The 20,652-nt window shown below is 62.1% G+C and carries 20 protein-coding genes and 1 pseudogene; 5 read left to right on the forward strand and 16 right to left on the reverse strand.

What is annotated here, in order from left to right:
* The 9 genes from mutL to ACLBWT_RS22085 form a co-directional block, all read right to left on the reverse strand.
* On the reverse strand, positions 1–1,155 hold a 1,155-nt coding region (mutL, locus tag ACLBWT_RS22045; protein WP_447665231.1), incomplete at its 3' end, for a DNA mismatch repair endonuclease MutL.
* Positions 1,156–1,183: 28 nt separating this feature from the next.
* Positions 1,184–3,961 carry a DNA mismatch repair protein MutS gene (gene mutS, locus ACLBWT_RS22050; RefSeq protein WP_447665232.1) on the reverse strand — a complete coding sequence of 926 codons (2,778 nt, stop codon included), beginning with the start codon at positions 3,959–3,961 and terminating at the stop codon, positions 1,184–1,186.
* Positions 3,962–4,291: 330 nt separating this feature from the next.
* The gene (locus ACLBWT_RS22055; protein ID WP_447665233.1) at positions 4,292–5,908 is read right to left on the reverse strand and encodes a putative amidoligase domain-containing protein; all 1,617 of its coding nucleotides are present in this window, start codon (positions 5,906–5,908) and stop codon (positions 4,292–4,294) included.
* A 176-nt stretch (positions 5,909–6,084) separates the two neighbouring features.
* On the reverse strand, positions 6,085–6,654 hold the full coding sequence (locus ACLBWT_RS22060) for an outer spore coat protein CotE (protein ID WP_447665234.1): 570 nt from the start codon (positions 6,652–6,654) through the stop codon (positions 6,085–6,087).
* A gap of 146 nt (positions 6,655–6,800) precedes the next feature.
* On the reverse strand, positions 6,801–7,793 hold the full coding sequence (locus tag ACLBWT_RS22065) for an aromatic acid exporter family protein (protein ID WP_447665235.1): 993 nt from the start codon (positions 7,791–7,793) through the stop codon (positions 6,801–6,803).
* A 431-nt stretch (positions 7,794–8,224) separates the two neighbouring features.
* On the reverse strand, positions 8,225–9,025 hold the full coding sequence (locus tag ACLBWT_RS22070; RefSeq protein WP_447665275.1) for an ABC transporter permease: 801 nt from the start codon (positions 9,023–9,025) through the stop codon (positions 8,225–8,227).
* Between the two features lie 94 nt (positions 9,026–9,119).
* The gene (locus ACLBWT_RS22075) at positions 9,120–9,917 is read right to left on the reverse strand and encodes an ABC transporter ATP-binding protein (RefSeq protein ID WP_447665236.1); all 798 of its coding nucleotides are present in this window, start codon (positions 9,915–9,917) and stop codon (positions 9,120–9,122) included.
* An 87-nt stretch (positions 9,918–10,004) separates the two neighbouring features.
* Positions 10,005–11,003, reverse strand: coding sequence for an ABC transporter substrate-binding protein (locus ACLBWT_RS22080; RefSeq protein WP_447665237.1), 999 nt, complete (start codon positions 11,001–11,003; stop codon positions 10,005–10,007).
* Positions 11,004–11,349: 346 nt separating this feature from the next.
* Entirely contained in the window at positions 11,350–12,867 is a 1,518-nt protein-coding gene (locus ACLBWT_RS22085; protein ID WP_447665238.1) for a carboxypeptidase M32, read from the reverse strand.
* A gap of 123 nt (positions 12,868–12,990) precedes the next feature.
* Between ACLBWT_RS22085 and ACLBWT_RS22090 the strand changes: the two genes are divergently transcribed.
* Together ACLBWT_RS22090 and ACLBWT_RS22095 are read left to right on the forward strand one after the other, a co-directional pair.
* Entirely contained in the window at positions 12,991–13,326 is a 336-nt protein-coding gene (locus ACLBWT_RS22090) for an iron-sulfur cluster biosynthesis family protein (RefSeq protein ID WP_021880760.1), read from the forward strand.
* Between the two features lie 33 nt (positions 13,327–13,359).
* Positions 13,360–13,950: a beta-class carbonic anhydrase gene (locus ACLBWT_RS22095; protein WP_447665239.1), complete on the forward strand. Its 591-nt coding sequence runs from the start codon at positions 13,360–13,362 to the stop codon at positions 13,948–13,950.
* Positions 13,951–14,028: 78 nt separating this feature from the next.
* Here the strand turns inward: ACLBWT_RS22095 and ACLBWT_RS22100 are convergent, their stop codons facing one another.
* Positions 14,029–14,577, reverse strand: a complete 549-nt coding sequence (locus ACLBWT_RS22100) for a DUF309 domain-containing protein (protein ID WP_447665240.1) — start codon at positions 14,575–14,577, stop codon at positions 14,029–14,031.
* Between the two features lie 192 nt (positions 14,578–14,769).
* On the opposite strand from ACLBWT_RS22100, the gene ACLBWT_RS22105 reads away from it, so the two are divergent.
* Both ACLBWT_RS22105 and ACLBWT_RS22110 read left to right on the forward strand, forming a co-directional pair.
* Complete coding sequence (locus ACLBWT_RS22105; protein WP_447665241.1) at positions 14,770–15,201, forward strand: hypothetical protein; 432 nt, start codon at positions 14,770–14,772, stop codon at positions 15,199–15,201.
* Positions 15,202–15,207: 6 nt separating this feature from the next.
* Entirely contained in the window at positions 15,208–15,486 is a 279-nt protein-coding gene (locus tag ACLBWT_RS22110) for a DUF2653 family protein (RefSeq protein WP_048749306.1), read from the forward strand.
* A 76-nt stretch (positions 15,487–15,562) separates the two neighbouring features.
* Here the strand turns inward: ACLBWT_RS22110 and ACLBWT_RS22115 are convergent, their stop codons facing one another.
* From ACLBWT_RS22115 to ACLBWT_RS22130, 4 genes are read right to left on the reverse strand one after another with little or no spacing between them, the layout of a single operon-like run.
* Complete coding sequence (locus ACLBWT_RS22115; protein ID WP_447665242.1) at positions 15,563–16,795, reverse strand: beta-ketoacyl-[acyl-carrier-protein] synthase family protein; 1,233 nt, start codon at positions 16,793–16,795, stop codon at positions 15,563–15,565.
* Positions 16,792–17,256 (reverse strand): SRPBCC family protein, encoded by a 465-nt coding sequence (locus ACLBWT_RS22120; protein WP_447665243.1) that lies wholly within the window; start codon positions 17,254–17,256, stop codon positions 16,792–16,794. Before ACLBWT_RS22120 ends, ACLBWT_RS22115 begins: the two co-directional genes overlap by 4 nt.
* A 38-nt stretch (positions 17,257–17,294) precedes the next feature.
* Positions 17,295–18,509: an NAD(P)/FAD-dependent oxidoreductase gene (locus ACLBWT_RS22125; protein ID WP_447665244.1), complete on the reverse strand. Its 1,215-nt coding sequence runs from the start codon at positions 18,507–18,509 to the stop codon at positions 17,295–17,297.
* Complete coding sequence (locus tag ACLBWT_RS22130; protein ID WP_447665245.1) at positions 18,451–19,149, reverse strand: methyltransferase domain-containing protein; 699 nt, start codon at positions 19,147–19,149, stop codon at positions 18,451–18,453. The genes ACLBWT_RS22125 and ACLBWT_RS22130 overlap by 59 nt, the downstream gene beginning before the upstream one ends.
* Positions 19,150–19,342: 193 nt before the next feature.
* Between ACLBWT_RS22130 and ACLBWT_RS22135 the strand changes: the two genes are divergently transcribed.
* On the forward strand, positions 19,343–19,720 hold the full coding sequence (locus ACLBWT_RS22135; RefSeq protein WP_447665276.1) for a nuclear transport factor 2 family protein: 378 nt from the start codon (positions 19,343–19,345) through the stop codon (positions 19,718–19,720).
* A 48-nt stretch (positions 19,721–19,768) separates the two neighbouring features.
* On the opposite strand, the pseudogene ACLBWT_RS22140 reads toward ACLBWT_RS22135, so the two are convergent.
* Both ACLBWT_RS22140 and ACLBWT_RS22145 read right to left on the reverse strand, forming a co-directional pair.
* Positions 19,769–20,167: pseudogene (locus ACLBWT_RS22140) on the reverse strand (phosphoenolpyruvate hydrolase family protein); the annotation flags it as partial.
* Between the two features lie 66 nt (positions 20,168–20,233).
* Positions 20,234–20,539 (reverse strand): hypothetical protein, encoded by a 306-nt coding sequence (locus ACLBWT_RS22145; RefSeq protein WP_447665246.1) that lies wholly within the window; start codon positions 20,537–20,539, stop codon positions 20,234–20,236.
* Positions 20,540–20,652 lie beyond the last annotated feature (113 nt).

The following is a 20,652-nucleotide window of genomic DNA, read 5'->3' on the forward strand; positions in this document are numbered from 1 at the left end:
GCCCGCCTCGCGCGCCGCGGAAGCCAGGCCAGGCGGCGGCTCCGCCGCAGCGCCGCCGGCGGCGGAGCGGCCTGCATCCGGCTCCGGCTGATGGAAGCGCAGCTGCTCCTGGCGGTACAACGGGCCGGAACGCTCGGAGCGGCCGGACTCCGGGCCTGGAATATGCCGTCTGCCGCCGAGCGCTTCCTTGACCGTCTCCTCCAGGAACGCCTTGAGCTCCGGCTCCTTGCTGAAGCGCACCTCCATCTTGGATGGATGCACGTTGACGTCGACGAGACCGGGATGCATCCCGATCTCAAGGACTGCGATCGGGAACCGGTTGATCGGCAGCAGCGTATGGTAGGCGATCAGGAGAGCCTGCTGCACGGTGAAGCTGCGGATATAACGTCCGTTGACGACGGTCGTGATCGCGCTCCGGCTCGCCCTCGTCATCTCCGGCTTGGAGATGTAGCCGTTCAGCTCGTAGTCGGGATGAGTTCCCCGCAGCGGCAGCATCGCCTTGGCCGTAGCGGTGCCGTATACCGCCGCGATTACCTGCAGCCGATCCCCGTTGCCGAGCGTCCGCAGCAGATTGCCGCCGTTGTGGGTCAGCGAGAAGGCGATCCCGGGATGCGCGAGCGCGATGCGGTAAATATAGTCCGATATATGTCCAAGCTCCGTCTGGATGCTCTTCATGTACTTGAGCCTGGCGGGCGTGTTGAAGAACAGATCGCGCACGAGCATATCGGTGCCTTGGGCGGCTCCGGCATGCTCGTCGGCGGTCATCCGGCCGCCTTCCATCACGATGCGCCGGCCGAGTCCGCTGTCGCTTCCGGCCGACGTACAGTCGACCTTGGCGACAGCCGCGATGCTCGGCAGCGCCTCGCCGCGGAAGCCGAGGCTCGCGATGCGGAACAAATCCCGGCTGTCCAGCAGCTTGCTCGTGGCATGCCGCTGGAACGCCGTCTCCATGTCCTCCGCTTCGATGCCGCCGCCATCGTCCTGGACACGGATCAGGCTGAGTCCTCCCTCTTCGATCGTGATGTCGATGGAGGTTGCTCCGGCATCGACCGCGTTCTCCACCAGCTCCTTCACGACCGACGCGGGCCGCTCGACGACTTCGCCCGCGGCGATCTGGTTCGCCAAATGCTCGTCCATCACTTGAATTCTGGCCATGGCCGGTCTCCTTTCCTGTGCCGCTGTTCTAGCCCAGCTTGGCTTTCATGTCGCTCAGCCACTGGATCGCCTGAAGCGGAGTCATGTTCAGCAGATCCAGCCTGCGAAGGCTGTCTGCAAAAGCATCGGCCGCCTCCTCGTGCTTGCCCGCCTTGCGCTTGGGCAGCGAATCCGGATGCGCGGCCTCCTCGCCGAAGATGGACAGCTGGACCGGATCTGCGTCGGCGATGCCGGCTGCCGCTTCGGCCCGGTAGGCTTCGGCGCCCTCCATCGCTTGCTCCGCCTTGTCTGTTCCTCCTGGATGACTCTTCGCCGCTCCAGCCGAGCCCGACGGAGCCGTCACAGAATCGGCTTGCCGGTCTGGTGCCGCCCTATTGCCCTCGCCCTGATCGCCCTTCTTCGGCGTACCCGGCGAATGGTGGCTCTCCGCTGACTCGAGAAGCTCATAGGCGCGTCCGATGATGCTCTCGGGCAGTCCGGCGAGACGGGCGCAGTAGATGCCGTAGCTGGTGCTGGCCGCTCCGGGCACGAGGCGGCGCAGGAAGGTGACGTCGCCGCCGCTTTCCTTGACCGCCATGGAGGCGTTGCTCAGATGCTCCAGAGACTCTTCCAGATGGGACAGCTCGTGGAAATGCGTCGATACGAGCGCCTTGCAGCCCGTCCTGTCGTGCAGGTACTCGATGACGGCCTGCGCGATCGACATTCCTTCCGCGGTCGAGGTTCCCCGTCCCAGCTCGTCGATGATGACGAGGCTGCGCTCCGTGGCCTTGTCGGTCATCTGCTGGATGTCGCGCATCTCCACCATGAATGTGCTCTGGCCGCCGACGAGGTCGTCGGCCGCTCCGATGCGGGTGAAGATCCGGTCGACCAGGGGCAGCCTGGCCGAGCGCGCCGGCACGAAGCAGCCGATCTGGGCCATGACGCAGATCAGAGCCGTCTGGCGCATGTAGGTGCTTTTGCCGGCCATGTTCGGTCCCGTTATAAGCAGGACGCGGGCGCCGTCCTGCGACAGGTCGGCTCCGTTGGCCATGAAGCTGACGTCCTCCATGACCGCCTCCACGACGGGATGGCGGCCGCCTTCAATAACCAGGTCGTACCCATCCGATACTGCGGGCCGGACATAGCGGCGCTCGGCGCTGACCGCGGCGAGCGACTGCAGCACATCGGCGCAGGCGATCGTTTCCGCGAGCCGCTGCAGCCGGTGCAGCTGAGCCGATACGGCGTCGCGGAGCTGCAGAAAGAGGCTGTACTCGAGATCCGTCATTTTCTCCTCGGCCTCGAGAATGAGCCTCTCCTTCTCCTTGAGCTCCGGCGTGACGTAGCGCTCGGCATTCGCCAGCGTCTGCTTTCTCTCGTAGCGCCCTTCCGGCAGCGCGGAAATATTGGCCTTGGACACTTCAAGGAAATAGCCGAACACTTTGTTATAGCCGATTTTCAGCGTCTTGATGCCCGTCGCCTCGCGCTCCCTGCGCTCCAGCTCGGCCAGCCACTTCTTGCCCCCCGTGCTGGCTTCGCGCAGCTGGTCGAGATAGGCGTCGTATCCGGCGCGGATCAGTCCGCCTTCGCGCACGGACACCGGAGGCTCGTCCACGAGCACGGTGTCGATCATCTCTCTCAGGTCGGCGCATTCGTCCACGCCGCCCGCGAGCTGCCGGAGCGTGTCCGACGGGGAAGCGGCAAGCAGCTCCAGCACAGCCGGCACGCGCTCCAGGGAAGCTCTCAGAGCCGCCAGATCGCGGCCGCCCGCCGTGCCGTAGGCGACCCGTCCGACAAGCCTTTCCAGATCATAGATTCCATCCAGCTCGCCGCGCAGATCCTCGCGCAGGATGAGATTTCCATGCAGCGCCTCCACCGCCTCCAGCCGTTCCTCGACCGCAGCAGCCGACAGCAGCGGCTTGTCGATCCACCGGCGCAGCAGCCTGCCGCCCATCGAGGTTTTCGTCCGGTCGAGCAGCCAGAGCAGCGATCCTTTGCGGCTGCGTCCCTGCACCGTCTCGATCAGCTCCAGGTTGCGGCGGGTGAACGGATCCAGAATCAGATACTGGTTCGGCTCGTAGCTGCGGATGCTGCGGACGTGGCCGAGCGACCTCTTCTGGGTTTCCACCAGATAGCCGGCGAGAGCGGCGACGGCGCGCAGCCTCGAAGAAGCAAGCCCGTCAAGCGCTCCGTCCGGAAACAGCGCCGCCAGCTCCGGTGCAGCCATAGGCTCGCGAGCGGTGTACAGAACCGGCCTCGCGCCTGCAGTCAGCTTTTGCTTCAGGCTGTCCAGCACGGAAGCGTCCCCGACGATTTCGGCCGGCACGTAGACGTTGATCTCGTCCTGGAGCAGCTCGAGCCCACCCGTGAACGAGGTGGCGTACAGCTCTCCCGTCGTCAAGTCGCAGGCTGCCAGCGCGAACTGGCCGCTCTCCTGAGCGACGGACACAATATAGTTGTTGGCTTTGTCGGCCAGCGATTTTGTCTCCATGACCGTTCCCGGCGTCACGACGCGGACGATCTCCCTGCGCACGACGCCCTTTGCCGCGGCCGGATCCTCCACCTGCTCGCAGATGGCGACCTTGTAGCCCTTCTCGATCAGGCGAGCTATGTACCCCTCTGCCGAATGATACGGAACCCCGCACATCGGTATCCGCTCCTCGCCGCCGCCTGCGCGGCCGGTCAGCGTTATTTCCAGTTCCCTCGAGGCCAGAACGGCATCGTCGAAGAACAGCTCGTAGAAATCTCCAAGACGGAAAAATAGGAAAGCGTCTTTCGCTTCCTGCTTGATGGACATGTACTGCTCCATCATCGGCGTAAGTGCAGCCATTGGGCCCTCCCGGTCAAACTCCAGTATTTTCTCTTCCCGCCGCAGCGGCCTTATGAACACAATCATCTCATTATAGCAGTTCAAGAATTGCCGTACAAAAGGAGAACGCCGGAAAAGGCCGGGCGCTGGCGCGCTTAGGCCGACAATTGAGACAAAGAGGATGCCTGTTCGTCCTCCTTGCCCCGTTTTGAATCCGAAAAACTTCCATAATAAGGGGTAAATATGTTCCTCCCCGCTTCAAGCGACGCGGACACAAGCTCGGCCCGATAAGGAAAGCACCTTTGCTCTTGGACAATGCCGACAGGCTGGCTGGATTCAAGCAGCGTCCTCTCATGTCGGCGAGGATGGTTCGGGGACTGGGATTCCCCAGCGGATTCGAATATCCCTGCTTTCATCCCAGCTCGCTCCGTTGCCGGCGGCATCCAGGAACGGCTCCAGCCAGGCCTGATGCTTGGAATACGAGGAAACCTTCTCCAGCGCCGTCCGAAGTCCCGGAAGGCATTCCCGGAGCGTCTCCTTGTCTCCTTCGTAATACGCCTTCACGTACCGCCCATCCATGGAAGGCAAAAAATCCAGGCGGCAGCCGTCCTCGGCCGCCAGCATGCTGACGGCCAGAGCGTAGCGCGCGGCGGCCGGCGAGACGAGCCAGCTCGGCAGCGTGCGGTATTCAAATCCTCCATGCGGCTGCGCCCGGCTGTCTCCAAGCGTGCCGTACCGCGGCCGCCGGGCTCGCCCGCGCGGATCTTCCGCCAGAGCCATCGGAAAGGCGGCATAGCTGTCCAGCACGCGGAGGAGGCGCGATGTCAGCGGCAGCCCGCTGAGATGGACATGGCCTCCCAGCGGAAGGCCGGGCAGCGGCATCGCTCCAGCAAGCAAGCGCATGCCGGGCTTCGATGCCCCCCGCCTCGAAGCCCGCAGCAGCAAGAGGCGAATGTTCTCGGCCAGACCTTGCGCCGTTGCCGACGGCTCCGGCCGCAGCTCTCCGACCGGCTGCCTGATCTGGCGCCCGGTCAGCAGCACGTCGCTTCCGACGGCGCTGCTCAGGCCGCCGAGATGGGAGGCGGAGTGGATCCTTCCGTCCGGCCTCATGATGACGAACTCCGGATCGGCGCCGATCCGGATGCCCGGTCCATCCTGCTGCGCTGAAGCGTCCAGCAAACCCTGGATTCGGCAGCACATGGGGCTCCACAAGCCCGCTGCCGCTTCCGGCACGGCATCCGCCTCCGCAAGCTTTCCTTCGCCGGCAAGCAGAAAGCGCCGGCAGCCGGGCAGACGAATGCCGGCGATGGACGCCCGGCCGCCGTCTGCCGCGCGGACAAGCACCTCGGCAGCATCAAGTCCGAGCTCGTATGCCGCTCTCAGCGCCGCGCGCACGGAACGCCGCATGGCCGGATCCTCGGCATAACGCCATATGCCTGCGGGACCGGCATTGGCGGCTGCATCGGTGCCGGGAATAGAGCCCGGCAAACCGCCGCTGCCCGTCGGCCCTGACGGTTGCAAGCTGGCGCCGCCATCCTCTATGCCGCCAGCCAGGCTCCCGGCGAGCATCCCCTTGCGCCAGAATTCGGAACGGACCCGATGCGCAAGCAAAGGCTCTCCCTCTCCGACCGCAACCCGGTACAGCCTGCCGGTCTCCGCAGCTCCTCCCGCATGCAGGCCCGACGCCTCCAATTCCCTTTGCAGCCGCTCCGGCCCCATGGCCGCTACGCGGGCGGCATTGGCATTGAGCAGCCATGGCAGGCAGGCCGCTTCGCCCGCTCCCGGCCCGTCGCCGCGCAAGAGCGCGATCCAACGCTCCGGAAGCCGCGAGCTTCCCCAGACAAAAACGGCATCCTGCCGGCCCGGTCCGGCTTCGCCGTTATGGCATAAAGGAATGCCTAGACGCGTGGACAACGCGGCGGCATCGTCTTCCTGGCCGTCGCACCATAGCCACACCTTGCCAGCCATGGCATCGCCTCCCCGAGTGATTTGCCGCAGCCTCATCAGTCTTGACGCTGCAATTCGCCTTGCAGGAACGAAGCAAGAAGAAATTATGCTCTTTCCCTACAAAAAAAGAGGGCTTTCGCCCTCGAATTCCTTCGTATGCCTGCATACCCTGAAGTAAGAACCTTGAGGCCCGGCTTTTACAGCTCGTCGTCGAGAAGATCGGGATCCAAGTCGTCGAAGCCGCTGTCCCCGTCGTCAAAACCATATTTGCCGTCTTTGCCGTCAAAGTCGTCGCAGCCGCCCGGAACGACTGCCACGCATACTTTGGTCTCGGCAATCATCTCGACCGCGAATTCGCGCTCGACCCGCACGACTACGGAAGAGCCGTTCGAAGAGATGTTCGCTTCGATGCAATTTGGCTCTTGCGTCGATTCAGCCGAAACTTCCTCCGTGACTGCCCGGTGCTTCGGGTCCACGTAGGAGAGCGGGATGTTTTCGACATAAGAGACCGTTTCCTTCGCTACGTCGGTTTGAGAGTTTTTGTTGTACGAATACCAGATGTTGATGTCGTAAGATCCGACGACCTCAATGCCGTCCCCCGACCGAACCGCTTCATACTGGTGGTTGATGACCCAAGCGCCCAATATGCTGGTGGGGCGGTGAGGGGGCGTGACGGTATGCGATACCGTCGAGAACTTGCGACCTTTACCGCAGACAGCTTTCGTGATGATTTCTCTAGTCTGAAGCTGTTTATCTGCAATCGTCATTTCTTAACCTCCTCCATACAATCATTCCTTACAAGTGTATGCAGGACATTCGTCTAGGGTGACTCCTTCTTTTCCGGGCGCCGCAACGAATTTTCCCTGATTCATTGTATGGGGCAGGCATGGAGAAGATGACACTGCGCGGCAAATTATTCCCGGGACGTCCCGCTGATGGGGCTGTCGCCGGCATTGCGGCGCTTTTTGTGCCGGCTTGCGGTATCCAGGAAGCGTTCAAGCTCCAGGCACAGCTGAAGCAATGCCGAGCGGGCTTCGAATTCGTCCCGCGTGCGGGGAAGCTCCATCGTCCGGTAGTGTCGCCGCAGCTCGGCCAGCGCGAGCCGGGTCCGGTCTTCATAATAATCCGACGAGATGTCGCCTTCGATCTTCTCGAGCAGATCGGCCAGCAGTTCGCCTTGGGGCAGTCGCCCGTATACATACGATAGAAGCTGCAGCATGGAGGCGAGGCTTTCCAGCTGCAGCCTCCTCATGGCAAAATAAACGGTCCAGTAAAAGTCCGGCTCCCATGGCCGGTTATGCTGTTCCCGCTGCGCCCTTTGCTCTCCCTCGGCGACGTCCGCCTCCAGCTCCAGCAGCTGCGAGCCGCTCCAGACACGGCCGGGATCGCGAAGGACCGCCGCCATTTCGGCGAATATTTCCCCGAACTTCCTCTCTGCGGAGGTCCGGAGCTTCTGCAGCCGCTTCGTCTCCCCGGGCATGTAGACATGGTTGAACAGCGCCGACCATCCGAGACCGACGAGCAGCAGCAGCAATTCGTTCAGCAGCAGGCCGGCCGTAACCTCTCCGGCGCCGTATACGTGGAAGACAAGCACGCTGCCCGGCACGATGCCGTCCCGAAGGCGGAGCCTCGACAGCAAGGGGAAGACGAGCAGGACATAGATGGCCGCCGTCCAGATCCGGTATCCGATCAGCTCGAACAGAGCCGAAGAAACCAGCAGCGCGATCATGCCTGCGGCCAGCCTTTCGAACAGGCTGCGGAAGCCTTTGCGCCGGGTCGTCTCGACTCCGAGTATGGCGAGCACCCCTGCGAACAGCGGTTCCGTCAAGTCCAGCAGCTGGGCGGTCCAGATGGCAGCCGCGACGGCAGCAGCCGTTTTCGCCACTCTAAGCCCGATTCCTTTCACGACCATTTCTCCCTGCCTTTCCGATTCCGTTTGACGCGCAAGCCGGCTTCTGCGGCTTGCGCGCGGCGATTCTGGGCATCCGCACCCGCGCTGATTCCCGCGAGATGCGGGCAAGAGGATGGCCAGCCGCATTCCTCGCTTCGGCGAGCGGCAAGTCCGCCTGTCCTCCTGCAGCCCATGAAAAAAAAACGCTTCGGCCAGCCGGGCCTCCGCCCGGATGCCGCCGAAGCGCCACGCCTGTCGTATCATCCTAGACCTTCCTGCCCGGCACGTCAATTGCGGGAGCGCATCCGGACCCGCCACTTTGGCTCCGGTCCGGATGCCAGCCCTCGATGCAGCTGCCGGGACGGATTCCCCTCTGCGCCTTCTGCCCGCGAGAGGGTTGCATCGTGCTCCCCGCTCCGTATTCCAAGGCTGCTTCGGGTCCAGACTTACGAAGGCTCTCTCCCGCCGGATATGAGCTTCTTCTCCAGCAGCGCGACTCCTTGGTACATCATGGTCGCCGCAGCCGCGATCACGACGAGCGTCGATAGGACGAGCGTGAAATTGAACACCTGGAAGCCGTAGATGATCAGGTAGCCCAGCCCTTCCTTGGCGACCAGGAACTCGCCGACGATGACGCCGACCCATGCCAAGCCGACATTGACCTTCAGCGTCGAGATGATGATCGGGAACGATGCAGGCAGGATGACGAGCCGGAACAGCTGCAGCCGCGTCCCTCCGAGCAGCCGCACGACCTTGACGAGGCCGGGCTCGATATCACGGAACCGGTTGTAGATGCCGATCGTCGTCACGATGACCGTCATCGACAGCGTCACGGACAGAATCGACAGGAAGCCCTGGCCCATGGCCACGATGAAGATCGGCCCGAGGGCGACTTTCGGAAGGCTGTTGAATACGACCAGATAGGGATCGAATACTTTCGATGCGAACGGGAACCACCATAACAGCGCGGCAAGCGCTGTCCCGATCAGCGTCCCGAGGACGAATCCCGCCGCCGTCTCCGCCACAGTGACGCCGACATGCGGCCACAGCGTGCCGTCCGCGCTCGAGGAGGCCAGCTGGGCGGCGATCTTGGACGGGTAGCTGAACAGGAGCGGGTCGATCCATTTCAAGCGTCCCGCCGCTTCCCATAGAAGGACGAATGCAGCCAGCAGAAGCAGCTGCACCGACAACACGGCAGCTCCGATGCCCCGCTCGCGGCGGCGGTAGGCGGCATGGAGCGCATTCAGCCATCCTTCCCGGTCCGCTCCGGCATGCGATCCGCCATTGTCTCCTGAAGAAACCGCCTCGTACTCTCCGCCTGCCGGATGACAGGCTTTATCATCACTCACGCGACCCACCTTCTCTTTCTCCGGCGTTCAGTTCTTCCCACAGCGCATCGAACAGCGCCTGAAAGGAAGGATGCTTGCGCGCCTCCGTCGGCGCCAGCCTCCTGATGGCCTCCGGCACGGCGATTTCCTTGCGGATCCGGCCCGGATTGCGGCCGAGCACGATCACCCGGTCGCTCATCGCCGCCGCTTCGGCCAAATCATGGGTGACGAGCACCGCTGTCTTGCCCAGCTTGCGCAGCGTCGCCTGCACGAGATCCTCAAGCTGCATCTTGATATGCATATCCAGAGCCGAAAACGGCTCGTCGAGCAGCAGCACATCGGGCTCCGGCGCCAGCGTCCTCGCCAGCGCCACCCGCTGCCTCATGCCGCCGGACAGCTCTCCCGGATACTTGCCCCCCGTTCCGGCAAGGCCGACTTCCTCGAGCAGCATTTCGACCCGATTCCGTTCCGCAGCCGCGCGCCTGCCTGCGATGTCCAGGCCGAGCCCGGCATTGTCCCGGATCGTGCGCCATGGCAGGAGGCAGTCCTGCTGAAGCATGTAGCCGACCTTGGCGGACGGCTCCGTTACCGGTCTGCCGCCGAGCAGCACCTGGCCCGCTGCCGGCGGAAACAAGCCCGCAAGCAGGCTGAGAACGGTCGTCTTGCCGCAGCCGCTCGGACCGACCAGGCTGATGAATTCTCCGTGTCCGACAGCCAGCTCCATCCGGTCGACAGCCAGGGAAGCTCCTTTCCTGCCTACATAGACATGCGAGACTCCCCTCAGCTCCAGCATCGGTGATTTGTCGTCCATGTCCTTGTCCTCCTTTCCAAGCGTCGCCCCGAAACGTAGCATGCAGGCCGGACGTGTCCGCCGGCCTGCCGTTCAATCGCCGGACAGCTACTTGCCGGCCTTTTCCGCAAACGAATTGTCTACCAGCTTGTCGTGATCGGGACGATCCTTGAGCTCGCCGGCGGTTGTCATGACGTCGAGCAGGTTGTTCCATTCCTCTTTGTCGATGACAGGATTATCCGCATAGGATCCTTGCTGCTTGTAGCGGTCGATGGAGCTTACGATGATGGCTTTGTCCGTGCTCGGGAAATAAGTGCCGACGGCATCGGCGATTTCCTGGGCGCTGTGTTCCTTTACCCAGGCTTGCGCCTTCTGGATCGCGTTCGTGAACTTCTGCACCGCATCCTCGTTTTTCTTGATGTAGCTTTGCTTGCTCATGAAGACGGTATAAGGCAGATGGCCTCCCTCTACGCCGAACGAAGCGACGACTTTGCCCTTGCCTTCCTTCTCCATCATCGAAGCCTGAGGCTCGAACAGCTGCACATAATCGCCGGTTCCGGACGCATATGCCGCGGTGATGTTGGCAAAGTCGATGTTCTGGATCAGCTTGAGGTCTTTCTGCGGATCGATGCCTTTTTTCTTGAGTGTGAATTCACCCGCCATCTGCGGCATGCCGCCTTTGCGCTGGCCGAGGAAGGTCGATCCCTTGAGGTTGTTCCAGTCGAAGGCGGCACCTGTGCGGGACATGAGGAACGTTCCGTCGGTCTGCGTCACCTGGGCAAAGTTGATGACGGGATCGTCGGAGCCCTGCTGATAGACATAGATGGACGTTTCGGAGCCGACGAGAGCGACGTCGATGGCGCCGGACAGCAATGCGGTCATCGTCTTGTCCCCGCCCGCGGTCGTCTGCAGCTCGACATCAAGCCCTTCGTCCTTGAAAAACCCTTTGGACAAGGCGACATACTCCGGAGCGTAGAAGAGCGAGCGCGTCACTTCGCCGATACGGATCTTCACCGGACCGTCGCTCTTGCTGCCGCAGCCGGACAGCGATGCCGTCAGAAGCAGCGAAGCAGCCAGCAGCAGGCCTGCGATAGATTGTTTTTTCATATGGATGTTTCCTCCCACGTGGACTTTTGTGTGCTACAGCCTATGCTTGCGGCAGCCAGGTGGTGAATGGCGGGAGATGATGGCAGGCGTTCGCCGGCAAGCGGAGCGGCATCTCCCAAGAGCGCTGTCCGGATCCGAGCCATCAAGGGGCATGACAAAAAAAGCCCCTCCTCCGCCATGTGAATGGCAGGTGGAGAGGCTTGGTTCCGGCTGGTTCCGGCTGGTTCCGGCTTGGTTCCGGCTTGGTTCCGGCTTGGTTCCAGCTCGGGCGGCCCATCGTATCGGAGCTTGGAATCTGCATGGCATCGTTGCCTCAAGGCCGCTGCAGCTCGGCGCCGCTCGACCTTTACAGCTTGTAGATATCCGTGTATTTGGCCCGCAGATACTTCACGAGGTAGCTCGGGTCCAGCGGCTTGCCCGTCGCTCCGAGAATGATTTCCTTCGGCGTCTTGAGCTTGCCGTATTTGTGGACGCGGTCTGTCAGCCAGGATTTGATCGGCGCCAGCTCGCCGCGCGCGACCAGCTCCCACAGCTCCGGAAGCTGGGCTTCCATCGTGTCGGCCATCTGCGCCGCGTACATGTTGCCGAGGGAATAGGACGGGAAGTAGCCGAACAGCCCGGCGCTCCAATGCACGTCCTGCATGACGCCCTGCGCGTCGTTCGGCGGCGTGATGCCGAGGTATTCCCGGTATTTGTCGTTCCAGATCGCCGGGAGGTCGGATGCTTTCGCTCCTTCGTTGAAGATCATCTTCTCGATCTCGTAACGGATGATGATATGCAGGTTGTAGGTCAGCTCGTCAGCCTCGATGCGGATGAGGGAAGGCTGGACGGTGTTCTGCGAACGGTAGAATTCCTCCGGACTGATGTTCAGCTGGCCGGGGAAGCGGCTCTGGAGGTCGCCGAAATACCGGTGCCAGAACGGGCGGCTGCGGCCGATCGTGTTCTCCCAGAAGCGCGACTGCGACTCGTGGATGCCCATCGACGTTCCGCCGAACAGGGAAGTTCCGGCAAGCTCCGGAGAGACGTTCTGCTCATACAGCGCATGGCCGCCCTCATGGATCGTGCCGAACAAAGCGCTCGTCACGTCATCGGCCAAAAAACGCGTCGTGATCCGCACATCGCCGAGATTGATTCCCGTAGCGAACGGATGCGCGGTCTCGTCCAGACGTCCGGCTTCGAAGTCGTAGCCCATCTGGCCGAGCATGAACAGGCTGAAGTCCTTCTGCGCGCCTTTGTCGAACAGCTGGTTCAGAAACTCGCGGGAAGGCTTGTTCGCCGATTCCGCGATGGCCGAAGACAGCGGGACGAGCTCGTCGCGCAGCGAGCTGAAGATCGAGTCCAGCTCGGCGACAGTCATGTCCGGCTCGTAATCGTCGATCAGCGTATCATACCGCGTAGCCTTCGGCCCCCATAGATCGATGAACTGGTTCGTATAGCCGATGACCTTGTCCAGGAACGGCTCGAACGAAGCGAAGTCGTTGTTGCCGCGGGCGACTTCCCAGGCGGATTCCGACTGCGAGATCAGAACGACGGCTTCCTCGTACAGCTTGGCCGGAATCTTGACGCTGCGGTCGTACTGGCGCCGGACTTCATGGACCAGCTTGAGGTCGATCTCGCCCAGGCTGTCCTGCGCTCCCTTCTGTTCGAGAGCCTGCAGCAGCTCTCCCATCTCGGAAGAGGTGGAGAGCTTGAACGCTTCGCCGGCCAGCTGGCCGAGCACCTCGGAGCGGGCGTCCATTCCTTTGCGGGGGGCGCCGGTGCGCAGATCCCAGGCGAGAATAGCCTGGGCTTCATGGTAATTCCGGATTTTCCGGTCCAGCGCGCGGAAATCGGCCAAAGTCTTTTCGTATGTAGATGTCGTCACAGGTCGTCACCCTTTCGTCTATACGTCCTATACTTGATCATAGCGGGGACAGACCTTATAATCAACGGTGATCAAACGGGGCCGCCGGCTGCACGGAAGCCTCGGACAAAGGAGTGGCGGAAGATGCGCATCACATTCAAGACAGCCGCCGTCGAGGCGCTGAAGCCTTATCTCGAAGACGGAAAGGGCATCCTTAAGCTTGTCTACGATACGGAGGGCTGCGGCTGCGTCGTCAACGGCGTGTCCGCCCTTCATATCGTCGGCCAAGCGAGTCCCGGCGACGTCATCGGCGAAGGCGACCCGTTTCCTTTCCTCTACGAGGAAAGATACGAGGTGTTTTTCGAGCCCGAGCTGAAGCTGGACTACAACCCGGCTCGACAAGCCTTCATCCTGGCGAGCGACAGCCAGATCTACAGCCATGACCTGCGGTTCTTCCCGCAAGGAACGGCCACCTTCTAAAACCAACTGCGCGAAAGAGAGGTCGGGAGCATCATGAACAATCTCCAGGAAATGCTTGCCTATAACGAAAAATTCGTCGAGGACAAGAAGTACGAGGAATATTTGACCGACAAATTCCCCGACAAGCGCATGGTCATCCTGACATGCATGGATGCGCGGCTGTCGGAGCTGCTGCCAAGGGCGCTCAATCTCCGCAACGGCGACGCCAAGATCCTCAAGAACGCCGGCGCCATCATCACGCAGCCATTCGGCAACATCATGCGCAGCATCCTGGTCGCGCTCTATGAGCTGAACGCGGATGAAGTGTTCATCATCGGCCATTACAACTGCGGCATGACGGGCATCAACCCGGACAGCATGATCGGCAAAATGGTGGATCGGGGAGTGCCTTCCCAGACGATCCGCACGCTGAAGCACTCCGGCGTCGATTTCACCCGCTGGCTGACCGGCTTCGACAATGTGCGCTCGAGCGTCGAGAAAAGCGTGAGCATCGTCCGCAACCACCCTCTGCTCCCTCCGGGCACGCCCGTGCACGGCATGATCATCCATCCTCAGACAGGCAAGCTTGATCTTGTGACGGAAGGGTACGAATTTTTGAACCATGCGGATCCTGCCGCAGAATAACCCGCAGACCAACAAAGGCTTATCCGAATCGGGCCGCAGCCCGATTCGGATAAGCCTTTTAGTTTCACAGCGAGGCGGTCAGCCTCCGCCTCGCGCCGCTTCTCTCTTGAGTCGGAGCGACTGCTCCCGCGCTTGTACGACTTCGCTGCGGTCGCGCGTCAGATGGCGGTGGATCAGCTCATCGCCCGCCACGATGTCGCCGCACCAATCCAGTCCTTCCGCAGCGCAGCGCTCCTTGCAGGCAGCCGCGAGCTCGAGGTCCCGGATCGGCAGCATCCAGCCGGAGTAAGGAATTCCCTCGCCCCGCTCCAGCAGCGAGGCGGCTTCGTCCAACTGTCTGCGGAGCAAGCCGCCGTCAAGGCCCGCCTGCTCCAGCAGCGGCAGCGACAGCCTTTCCCAGGCGGAGCGCAGCATTTTGCGGGCTCCTTCCCGGTTGCCCCGCCGCAGATGGTATTGGCCGACGGCAATCTGAATCAGCCCGTGCCAGAGCTGGGCTTGCTCATCCTCGGGATGCTCCTTCCAGTATTCCTCCAGAATTTCGTGGCATTCGAAGTAATCCCTTGTCCCGTGGAACTCTGCGAGATATCGGATATAGGCCTCGGGGTATTTGTGGGAGATCAACATCATGCTTGCCAGCCTTCCTACTATAAGTTCAGACCTGCCCGGCGGCAGATTGTGAAATAAAACTCAACTGCATCTACATAAAAATGAAACCTGACTATCATCATAGACGTATACACAATCAAACGCAATGGAGGTTCATGCCGAGAACCCGGCGTTCATACCATCACTTACCACTCGGAGGGGGACTTTCACGACATGAAAAAAGGATTTATTCTGATGCTGGCCTTTACGGTTCTGTTCGCCTTCACGGCGGCGGGAACGGTTGACGCCAAGCGCGGCGGCATGAAATCTCCGCGCCAGAGCTTTACGCAGACTCCAAAAAAATCGACCGAGAACGTACAGCGGGCGGACAACAATAAAACCCCGGCTGCAGGCGCGGCAGCCGGCACGACGGCGAACCGCGGCTTCTTCAGCGGCGGCAGCATGATGAAAGGCCTCATGATCGGCGGCCTGGCAGGACTGATGTTCGGCAGCATGTTCTCCGGCATGGGCTTCATGGGCGACTTCTTCGGCCTGATCATCAACCTGCTCGCGATCTACATCCTGTTCATGGTCATCCGGTCCATCGTCGTCCACTTCCGCAACAAGCGCAAGGCCGCGACCGACGATCGCCGCGGGCCTTACTGATCGCCGATGCGGATCCTGACGGACGAGATCATCAACGCCGTATGCCTCAGCGAATCCAGCCGGCGCGGGCTCCAGCCCTCGCAGGTCGAGGTGCAGCTCGGCTGGGACGAGGAATACGGCTTCTCCGCCGAAGTATTTATCGGCGACCGATCGCATTACCTCGTCGAGGCCAACCTCAAGGAAGCGATCGAGCAGTACATGTTCAAGGAGTACGGCATGCGCGTCTATCGTTCCCAGATTACGCTGGACGCCGACGAAGAGTTCTGGGCGGATATCGCCGAATAGAGCTCCAAGCCGAAAAGCTTCCCCTTCATCTCGAATGAGATGGTCAGGGGAAGCTTTTTTTCGTGTTCCGACGGAACTATCTGCTGCGGAAAGCGAGCGTCGCGTTGATGCCGCCGAAGCCGTAGGAATTGGAAAGCGCCGCATCCAGCCTTTTGTCCCGTCCATGCCGGTAGACGAGATCGAGATCGGTTTCCTCGTCGGGTTCCGTCAGGTTGGCCGTCGGCGGCAGCCATCCATGATGCAGCGACAGGCATGTAATGGCGGCTTCGATCGCTCCCGACGCTCCGAGCGGATGGCCGTACAGCCCTTTCGTGCCGCTGACCGCCACCGGACGGCTGCCGAATACGCTGCGGATGACTTTCGATTCGGTCACATCGTTGAGCAGCGTTGAAGAACCGTGGGCGTTGATGTAGCCCACCTCTTCCTGCAGCATGTCCGCATCGCTCAGCGCCAGCCTCATCGCCCGCTGGGCTTGCGTGCCGCAAGGGAGCGGAACGCTCATGTGGTGGGCGTCGTTCGTCACGCCGAAGCCGCTGATCTCCGCCAGGATGCGGGCTCCCCGGGCGCGGGCATGGCCTTCCTCCTCGATGACGAGCACGGCCGCCCCTTCCCCCATGACGAATCCGTCCCGCGTGCGGTCGAACGGACGGCTGGCCCTTCCCGGCTCGTCGTTGCGCGTCGACATCGCGCGCAGCAGGTCGAAGGCTCCGAACGACAGCGGAGAGAGCGGGGACTCCGCGCCCCCCGCGAGCATGACGTCGGCTTCGCCGCGGCGGATCGCCTGGAGCGCCCTGCCTATCGCCACAGCGCCCGAGGCGCAGCTCATCGCGTTGGTCTCGTTCGGGCCGTTGAAGCCGAATTCCATCGCCATGTTGCAGGAGGAAGCCCCTCCGAAGACGGAGAAGCCGAGCGTCGGCGATACGCTCCGGTAGCCCCCGGCCATGTACTGGCTGCACTGCTCCTCGGCGTAGGAGATGCCTCCCAGCGCGCTTCCCATGAAGATGCCCGTCCGCTCCGGATCCAGCGCTCCGGCATCGATGCCCGCATGCCGCAGCGCCATCCGGCCGGATGCGATCGACAGCTGCGAGTACCGGTCCGTGCGATGCGCCCGTTTGCGATCCATATAGTCTTCGGGCCGAAAGTCCTTGATCTGGGCTGCGATCCGGCTTTTCAAGCCTTCCGGAACGAAGCGGTCGATCGGCCCGACGGCGCTTTCTCCCCGACGCACCCCTTCCCAAAGAGCTTCGGCTCCAGTGCCGATCGGCGTCACGCATCCGATTCCCGTTATGACTGCCCTGCGATCACTCATGAACGATGCCCCATTCCGGCGGCTTCCGCCGCGAATTTGATTCCTGCCAAAGTCCGGTCCGCGATGACTTGCACGAAGGCCGGCCCTATGATTCCTCTCGCAGCCAGGCCGCCTACCGGCGGACGATCCCATTCATGCACGATGGACGCCCTCGTGCCTTCCCCGCTCGGTTCCAGCTTCCATTCCACGTCCATTCCCTTCGTCACCCCTTCGATATGCCGGTACAATACCCGGCGCTCGGCTTCCCTCGATTCCATCCTGCTCACCCACCATACCGGCCAGCGCAGCCTGCCGAAATGCCTCCATGCGGCCATCTCCACGATGCCGTACTCAGGAGCTCCGGTTCGAAACGACACGGAGCGGTAGTGGCGCAGATGAACCGGCCACTGATCGACGTCCCTAGCGTAAGGAAACACCTCGTCGGGCGCTCTGTCGATGTAAATCTCATTATACGTATGCATAGCTGCACTCCTCCTTCGGGATGGGCTGTCTGATCCGGTCAAGTAACGCCGCCGCAATCGCCGATCCATGCAGCGAGCCGGCTCCCGGCTCCGGGCGTCCGGCCCAATATCCGGATGGACGCTTCGAACAATCGGGGCCGCGCAGCCCCGAATTCGATCACCCGCTGCAGCGCCGCGGCAGCAGCGAATTCCTTCCGATAGAGCCGTCCGTACACGCTGAGCTGACGCTCGTCTCCGGTTTCGAGCGCCCGCAGCAGCAGCGGCGCGGCCAGCTCGGCGCTCCTGAGCGCCCGATAGATGCCCTGGCCGGTAAGCGGATCGTAATAACCGGCCGCATCCCCGACAAGCACGATGCGTCCGGAGGCTGGCTGCGGAATGGGCTGATGGAAAGGGCCGCATGCGATAGGCTCGTCCTCCAGGACGGCTTGACGGCAGCGCCCTTCCAGCTGGGGGTGCCTCGACAGCTCCCGCAGCATGGCGGCGCTCTTGTTCCTGCCTTCCTCCGCCCATGCCGAGCCTGCCGGCAGGACAAGCGTCACATTGGCGGCATCTCCTTTGAGCGGGGCGATTCCAAGCGTCGATCCATCATTCAGATGCAGCTCCACCCTGTCGCTAAGCTGTTCGATGCCGCTCATGCGCGCCGTCATGGCGATTTTGCGCAGCGCTCCCCATGGAGCTCCAAGTCCGGATGAACGGGCGACGGCGGAGCGGATGCCGTCCGCGCCGGCCACATAACGGGCTCGAATGCGGAAGGCGCCGCTGCCCGCCTCCCCCTCCACGAGGCAGCCGCCGTCATCGTCGCGCATCGCCCTCCGTACGCGATGCTCCTGCAGCACTTCGGCGCCGGCAAGCTCCGCCTGCTCCAGCAGCCAGCCGTCCAGCTGATCGCGGCGGCAGGAAAATCCGGCCGCGCCGCCTGGGAACTCCGCTTCCATGCTCGCGGACCCGCAGTGCAGCAGCCAGCCGCGCAGCGGATGTCCGAACTTCTGGGCCGGGCCTGCCGACCCGCCTTCGAGGCAGCGCTTCTTTCCGGCCAGCCTTTCCAAGGCGGCTGCCGCGCCGGGGTTCAGCGACTCTCCGCATGGCTTGCCTCTGGGATGCCGCCGCGCCTCCAGCAGAGCCGTTTTCAGCCCGGCTCTCGCGAGTGTCCATGCAAGCGCGCTTCCGGCCGGACCGGCTCCCGCCACGAGCACGTCATACACGGCTGAGCAGCGCCAGCCGGTAGGGAAAGTGGCGCTTGACCGTCGCTTCAAGCCCTGCAGCTGCAAGCAGCCTCCGCGCCTCCGCCGCCGTGAACGAACGCTGGACGGACAACGGGCCGTCATGCCGCGTCACCGGGCTCCGCCATACCAGCTTGGCGAGCAGCCTCGCGATGCCGTATGCCATACGGCTCCGTTCCAGATCCGTGACGATCCAGCCCGTCCTCGTCACGCGGTCCATCTCCCGCAGCATCGAGACGGCATCCTCGTCGCTCATATGGTGCAGGGCGAGGTTGCTGAAGGCAATATCAAAAGCTCCGTCGCCAAAAGGAAGCTTGCGGCCATCCCCTTCATGAATGGTAATGGAGGCGTGGCCTCCGACCCGCTTGCGGGCCAGCTTCGCGATGGACGGACTGATCTCGACTCCGGTCACTTCGAGCGGAATGCCCCGTTTCTCCGCCCATCGGCACAGAGCGAGCGGCTGATCGGCCATGCCGGTCGCCACATCGAGCACGCGGACGGGAGCGGCGCTTCCTCTCGAGCCCGTCAGCAGCCTGCCCAGATGCCGGAAGAGAGGCGGATTGCCCCCGAGCCAGCGATTGACCGCCCATACTTCCAGCAAGCTTGCCTCCAGCTCCTCCTGCGACAGAGCCTCCTCTTCATCCAGCCATTCCTTTCTCAGCTGACGTTTCACAGTCTGCTCCTCCTTGATCTTGTCGTCAGGCGTAGTATGCGCTTCATTGCCAAAACCATCCATCCGCAGCGGAAATGAAGAGGCCGATGCCGGTATCGACGAAATTTTGAAATTCAATACATGTCAACCGAGTCGTCGGCGATAAATCCATGTTATACTCATGGAATATAATGGAATGAAAGAAGGGATAAGCTTGCATGGGATCTATTCCGTGATGGACAAGTATTTCCAGGCCTGGAACGACGGCTTCGTCAGCAAAAACGCCGATGCGATCCGTGCCATGATGTCGCCGGGCTTTGCCGGTTATTGGGCGCATTCGGGACTGGAGCGGCCGGATCAGTACGGGTTCGGCTATGATCTCGAAGGCGTTCTCAGCCAATACGGAGAAGCTTCGAAGAGCTATCAAATCTCGGATATCCAGGAGCGCAGGAACGGCCAGGAAGTTATCGTCCTCGGCAGGGAGATCAATCTGGTGGAGGGCGCTCCGCATCCGGCGCGGTTCATGTTCGTATGGAGGCTGGAGGACGGACAGTGGAAGCTGGCGAGGGAATATATCGAACTGGAGAAATAAAAAAAGATCCTGCTCCCCATCCCTTGGCCGGGATTGAGCGGGATCTTGATTCGCGCGGAACACGCCGTCGATCAGGCCGACGGTCGGGAAGTTCTGCACGCCTGCGAACCCTTGCTCCTTGAGCTGCTTCAGGAAGCGGTCCATCATGCGGAACGGGTCCGTCCCGCATACCCCGGCGAGCACCGGCGTGCCCCGGGTCAGGACGGGCAGCACTTCATCCCCCATCTCCACGACGATGCGGTTGGCGTCTCCGTAAGGCATCAGGCCGGCCAGCGAGCCACGGCCTGCCATCCGGTATCAGCCGGAATTGTAGATGATGATGAGATCCGCGCCTCCGGCTTCGGCGCTTTTGGCCGAAATCCCCGTTCCCGCTCCGGCTCCGAGCAGAGCTCTTCCCGTCGATGCTTCTGCTTTGAGGCGGCTTACAGCCTCTTTGCGGCTGTTCACGATGCATTCCCCCTATCGGTTATCCTTGCGCCTGAGCGGCATGAGCTCGCCAAGTCTGCATCGGATTCAGAGCGAATTCGAACCGCTGCTGCCGGACATATTCAACGAGCTTTTAAAAGCGAGGATGAAGGCAGCCGGATCGTCTTCCACGTTGAACGGGTAGACTCCGGAGCTCGTATGCAGGTACAGGATGCCGAGCTGTCCGCCGACGATCCGGTACGAAATGTCGTATACATCCTTCAAGGGGAAGCTTCTGCCTTCCGCCGTTATCGCTTCCTGGTCCAGCCGCAAATGCAGCTCGAGGACGACGGTGTCCATCCTGGAGCCATTCAAGACCCGCTCCATTCTGACGTAGCGCTGTTTGGCCAGCATTTCCTGCAAGCCTCCTTTCTCATAACCGCTGCGGCTTCTTGCAGCCGCCATCCAAGCCTGTCCAAGCCAAAAAAGGGAGCGGCGGCCGCACCCTTCATTTCCCTCTTTATCTT

It is taken from the genome of Paenibacillus sp. D51F (genome assembly GCF_053345695.1).

What these genes read in the sequence shown, in the direction of transcription:
- ACLBWT_RS22120 (WP_447665243.1), bottom strand. Translation starts at nt 17,256, where the DNA reads ATGCATACGTATAATGAGATTTACATCGACAGAGCGCCCGACGAGGTG.
- ACLBWT_RS22055 (WP_447665233.1), bottom strand. Translation starts at nt 5,908, where the DNA reads ATGGCTGGCAAGGTGTGGCTATGGTGCGACGGCCAGGAAGACGATGCC.
- ACLBWT_RS22095 (WP_447665239.1), top strand. Translation starts at nt 13,360, where the DNA reads ATGAACAATCTCCAGGAAATGCTTGCCTATAACGAAAAATTCGTCGAG.
- ACLBWT_RS22110 (WP_048749306.1), top strand. Translation starts at nt 15,208, where the DNA reads ATGCGGATCCTGACGGACGAGATCATCAACGCCGTATGCCTCAGCGAA.
- ACLBWT_RS22075 (WP_447665236.1), bottom strand. Translation starts at nt 9,917, where the DNA reads ATGGACGACAAATCACCGATGCTGGAGCTGAGGGGAGTCTCGCATGTC.
- ACLBWT_RS22115 (WP_447665242.1), bottom strand. Translation starts at nt 16,795, where the DNA reads ATGAGTGATCGCAGGGCAGTCATAACGGGAATCGGATGCGTGACGCCG.
- ACLBWT_RS22100 (WP_447665240.1), bottom strand. Translation starts at nt 14,577, where the DNA reads ATGATGTTGATCTCCCACAAATACCCCGAGGCCTATATCCGATATCTC.
- mutS (WP_447665232.1), bottom strand. Translation starts at nt 3,961, where the DNA reads ATGGCTGCACTTACGCCGATGATGGAGCAGTACATGTCCATCAAGCAG.
- ACLBWT_RS22145 (WP_447665246.1), bottom strand. Translation starts at nt 20,539, where the DNA reads ATGCTGGCCAAACAGCGCTACGTCAGAATGGAGCGGGTCTTGAATGGC.
- ACLBWT_RS22105 (WP_447665241.1), top strand. Translation starts at nt 14,770, where the DNA reads ATGAAAAAAGGATTTATTCTGATGCTGGCCTTTACGGTTCTGTTCGCC.
- ACLBWT_RS22080 (WP_447665237.1), bottom strand. Translation starts at nt 11,003, where the DNA reads ATGAAAAAACAATCTATCGCAGGCCTGCTGCTGGCTGCTTCGCTGCTT.
- ACLBWT_RS22090 (WP_021880760.1), top strand. Translation starts at nt 12,991, where the DNA reads ATGCGCATCACATTCAAGACAGCCGCCGTCGAGGCGCTGAAGCCTTAT.
- ACLBWT_RS22060 (WP_447665234.1), bottom strand. Translation starts at nt 6,654, where the DNA reads ATGACGATTGCAGATAAACAGCTTCAGACTAGAGAAATCATCACGAAA.